This is a genomic window from Thermococcus sp. (genome assembly GCF_027063845.1).
In the GTDB taxonomy this organism is placed as follows: domain Archaea; phylum Methanobacteriota_B; class Thermococci; order Thermococcales; family Thermococcaceae; genus Thermococcus.
This window is the reverse complement of record NZ_JAMOQU010000087.1, coordinates 1-4,163: the sequence shown is the minus strand read 5'-3', so window position 1 is coordinate 4,163 and position 4,163 is coordinate 1. Positions and strand designations below refer to the sequence as shown.

The 4,163-nt window shown below is 55.8% G+C and carries 5 protein-coding genes; 3 read left to right on the top strand and 2 right to left on the bottom strand.

Annotated features, from left to right (window positions below; all coding sequences use genetic code 11):
- The coding region (locus tag MVO87_RS06495) for a DUF763 domain-containing protein (RefSeq protein WP_297552625.1) at nt 1-884 on the bottom strand (884 nt) is incomplete at its 3' end.
- 162 nt (nt 885-1,046) lie between these two features.
- Between MVO87_RS06495 and serK the strand changes: the two genes are divergently transcribed.
- The 3 genes from serK (at nt 1,047) to MVO87_RS06480 (ending at nt 3,086) form a co-directional block, all read left to right on the top strand.
- A complete protein-coding gene (serK, locus tag MVO87_RS06490) occupies nt 1,047-1,775 on the top strand; it encodes an L-serine kinase SerK (protein ID WP_297516710.1) in 729 nt (242 codons plus the stop codon).
- A gap of 165 nt (nt 1,776-1,940) precedes the next feature.
- Nucleotides 1,941-2,372: a DUF835 domain-containing protein gene (locus MVO87_RS06485; RefSeq protein ID WP_297552623.1), complete on the top strand. Its 432-nt coding sequence runs from the start codon at nt 1,941-1,943 to the stop codon at nt 2,370-2,372.
- Nucleotides 2,373-2,411: 39 nt separating this feature from the next.
- Nucleotides 2,412-3,086: an HAD family hydrolase gene (locus MVO87_RS06480; RefSeq protein WP_297552621.1), complete on the top strand. Its 675-nt coding sequence runs from the start codon at nt 2,412-2,414 to the stop codon at nt 3,084-3,086.
- Here MVO87_RS06480 and smsB read toward each other — a convergent pair.
- On the bottom strand, nt 3,063-4,163 hold a 1,101-nt coding region (smsB, locus tag MVO87_RS06475), incomplete at its 5' end, for an SUF-like minimal system protein SmsB (protein ID WP_297552619.1). The genes MVO87_RS06480 and smsB overlap by 24 nt on opposite strands.

Below are 4,163 nucleotides of genomic sequence, written 5' to 3'. Positions count from 1 at the left end.
GAGAGGGCCCTCAGCGTGCTCGGCCCAAGCCCCTTGAGGAGAAGAAGTTCCTCGTAGTTCCCAACGCCCAGCTCCCTCGCGAATTCAAGGGCCCTCGCGTTGAGCTCCAGTTTTCCAAGGCTCTCGTAACGCTTTAGAACTGCTCTCTCATCAGCATCCCTTGGGCGGTAATACACCAGCGGACGGTAGCCCTTTGCGATGGCCTTTATAGTCTCAACCTCGCGCGCCACCTTCTCCGGCCCCTCGCTCACGAGGTCGAGGAGCGTCTTTTGAAACTCCTTGGAGTCACCTGAGACAGTGTTGAGGGCGAGCTCCCCACGGATTCCCGCTATCGCCTTGTGGGGGTCGAGGGTGAAGGTTTTGGCGTCAAACCAGTGGTAGCGCCTCGCGAGTTTGGCTTTCTCGTTCATCCCCTGCTGTATTACCGCCCAGTTGCCTTCCCTGTCGAGGAGGAAGGCGTGGTGGTAGAGTTGATAACCTGTCTGAAAGGCAACGGTGTCAACCTTTGCGACGAGCCGGGATGTTCTGATGTATGGTTCCGGGTCGAGGTCGTAGTGCTTCGCTATGGTTTTCAGCTCCTCCGGCGTTCTCCTGCTTGCCTTTCCCTTTCCTCCAGCGACCTTAACGCCAAGCTCCTCCCGCGAGAGGGCCTCCTTTATCATGCCCACCGTTACCGTTGTCGAGCCCGAGGAGTCCCAGTCCATGCCGATGAGGTTGTTTAAGGCTTGGAACCAGACCGGGTCGGAGAGCCTCTCGAGGAGGCCCTTCGTGCCGTACTCGTCAACGGCGAGTATTAGAACTAGTCTCGTCAGCTTTCTCATCCTCTGAGCAAGCCACGCGGGGACGTGACCGCCGTGGAGGGGCAGTTCGGCAACGTTCCGCATTAAAGTTGAATAAGCCTTCGGGATTTTAACCTTTATCCCGATGGATTTTTCGAGTTTTTCGGATTAGCCCTACGAATCTCCATAAAAGTGTTGGAGTTTTCAACGGAAAGCCTTTTTATTGAGCGGTTCGATTCTCATCTGCATAGTCATGGGGGGTTGAGAATGGGAGTTGAAAAGGTTCCGAAGTATGACATCCCGACGGTCAAGGTGGACTACGTTTTTATCGAGCTCGACAAGATGAAACCCCACGAACAGCTCGTCCAGAAGGAGCTTGAGGCCTTCATCGAGAGCGTCACGGGAAGTGGCCTCTTCTGGAAGCCGATGCTCCTCGCGAAGATTCCGGGAACGGACGAGTACCTTATCGTTGACGGCCATCACCGCTGGGCCGGCCTCCAGAAGCTCGGTGCGAAGAGGGCTCCCTCAGTCATACTCGACTACTTCAGCGACGATGTTAAAGTCTACACCTGGTACCCGGCCTTCAAGGGCGACCTCAACGAGGTTATAGAGAGACTCAAGGCCGAGGGACTCGAGGTCATCGAGGACCCGGAGGCCGAGGAAAAGGCCGAGCGCGGTGAGATTGCCTTCGCCATCGTCGGCGAGAAGGTTTTTGCGATTCCCGGAGGTCTTGAAGAGCAGAAGAAGGTCAGCAAGGTCCTCGATGAGATGAGCGTTGAGGGCAAAATTGAGCTCATCTACTACGGCCTCAAGGAGGACGCGAGAGAAGATATGGCCAAGGGAGAGATTGACTACGTCTTCATCAGGAAGGCCCCGACCAAGGAGGACGTCATGGAGCTCGTCAAGCGCGGGGAGGTCTTCTCGCCGAAGACGACCAGGCACGTCCTGCCTTTCAACCCGGACAAGATTGACGTCAAGCTCGAGGAGCTCTTCTGAGTTCCAATAGGTTTTTAAATTTTGCATCTTTTATTCATTAGCTCTGATGACGATGGATTAACCGGCTGACGCGTGATGACATCGGCCTTGACTGAGGACGTACCTACATAACCACTTACAAAAAAGGGATATAAACTCCGGCTCCCAAAACCGGACGGTGGGAAAATGCTGAAGGCGCTCGCTCCCCTCCTCGCGGGGGCCCTCGTGGACAGGCCCGGAATCGGCCATTTTAAAATAGTCCGCTCCATCAAGGAAATTCCAGAGGAGAGGGCAGTCATTATTGGCAGGGCTGGCTCAAGGGTTCCTAGGGGATGGGAGCTCGTGACCGTGAGCGCCGCTAGGGGCTTCTTTGGCCCAAGGGAGCTCCACAGAATCCTTGAGGGCATCGTGGCAAGCCTCAAGAGCGACCCCGATAAGGCAATTGTCATAGCCTGCCCCGAGTACCTGGCACTCCACAACGGGTTCAACGCGCTGATAAAATTCCTAAACGACGTTCGCGACTACGCGATTCTCCTGGGGGGCAGGGTTTACCTAGTCACCGACGAGCTCGCCTGGGACCCGAGGGAGTTCGCCCTCCTGAAGAGGCTTGAGGATTAGGCCTTTAAACCCCCTCTCCCAACTTCTCTGGGGGTTGTGATGCTTCGCGGTCTCATCTTTGACGTTGACGAGACTCTCGTCTACTATGAGGGTTACAACCTGAGGCGCTGGTATGAGGAGGTCGGAAGACCTGCGATGGAAAAACTCGGCGTGGTTCTCGACTGGGAGACCTTCAGGAGGATTGTGCGGGGCGAACTCTCGCGAACCTACGTTGAGCGCTTTGGAATAAACCACGTAGAGTTCTGGAAGGCCATGGACAGGGCCAACAGGGCCTACCGTGAGAGGCTCCTTCGTGAGGGGAAAATCAAGCCGTTTCCGGACGTTGGGGCCCTTGAGGAGCTGAGAAAACTCGGACTGAAGATGGGGGCGGTCAGCAACGCCTCCCAGGACAACACAGAGCTCGTTCTGAAAGCTTTTGACCTCGATAAATACTTTGACGTAATTTTCGGGAAGGATTACAGCTATCTCGACGGCGTTAAGCCCAACCCGTACCTAATCAAAAAGGCTCTCAATGCCCTTGGTCTGAAGCCAGAGGAGGTTCTAATCGTCGGTGACAGCTCCAACGACGTTTTGGCTGGAAAAAACGCGGGTATAAAGACGGTGAACGTCGTCCGCTTTGAAAAAGTCCCGGGAGCGGACTACTACGTAAAAGACCTGTGGGAGCTCGTTGAAATGGTGAAAAATTGGGGCTCACATGCCCCCGCTGACCGCTAGCTCTATTATCTTCCTTATCTCGACGAGGAACTCCATCGGGATGTCCTTGAGCATCGGTTCGAGGAAGCCCTTGACTATGAGCTGTGTCGCTTTTTCCTCGTCGAGTCCCCTGCTCATCAGGTAGAACAGCTCCTCCTCGCGTATCTTGCCGATAGCGGCCTCGTGGCTCAGCTCGGCGTCATCAACCTTGCTGACCAGCCCGGGGTAGGTCTCCATCGTGGCCTTGTCGCTGAGGAGCAGGGCGTCACAGCTTATGTGACCCTTCGTCTTCGGCGCTTCTGCCCTTATGATTCCGCGGGTTATCACGGTGCTCTCGTCCATTATGACGGCCTTGCTCGCGTTTATTCCTCCAGCGCCTTTGCCTCGGAGGTACATCTCACCACCTAAATCAACAAACCAGTCCTTCTGGCCGAGGAGAATGCCGTTCAGCTCGACGTAGCCGTTCTCATCCACCCAGTACTTCGGATTTGCGACGTTGCTCTTCCCGGTCCCGAGGCCGACGGTGGTGTTGATGAAGCGCGCTCCCTTTCCTACCTTCGCCCTCGTCATGGGCCTCGTGTGGACGTATTCTGGCCAGTTCTGCAGGACGGTCAGCTGGCCCTTCGCCCCCTCGTGGAAGTACGCCTCGGTCATGTCGAGGTGGAGAGAGTGCTTGACGAGAATTGGAGCGGTACAGCCCTCTATGAGGTGAAACTCCGTGTCCTTCTCGGCGATTATGATGATGTGCGGTGCCTGCGCAAGGGCGCTCTCCTGTATCAGGAAGAACAGGTGGAGCGGGAACGGAACCTTGAGGCCCTCTTTGACGTACAGGAAGATTCCACCGTTCCAGACCGCAGTGTGGTAGGCCGTCAGCTTGCTCTCGTCAACGCGGAAGAGCTTGAGGAAGTGCTCCTTGACTAGGTCGGGATACTTTCTCACCGCCTCCTCAGTTGGGAGAACTATCAGGCCCTTCTTGGCCCACTCCTGGAGGAACTGGTTGTAGATGACTCCGGTGTCGGTCTGAACAGCTAAACCAGCGATGTACTTCTGCTCGACCTCCGAAATACCAAGCCTGTCGAGCAAAGCTTTCATCTCCGG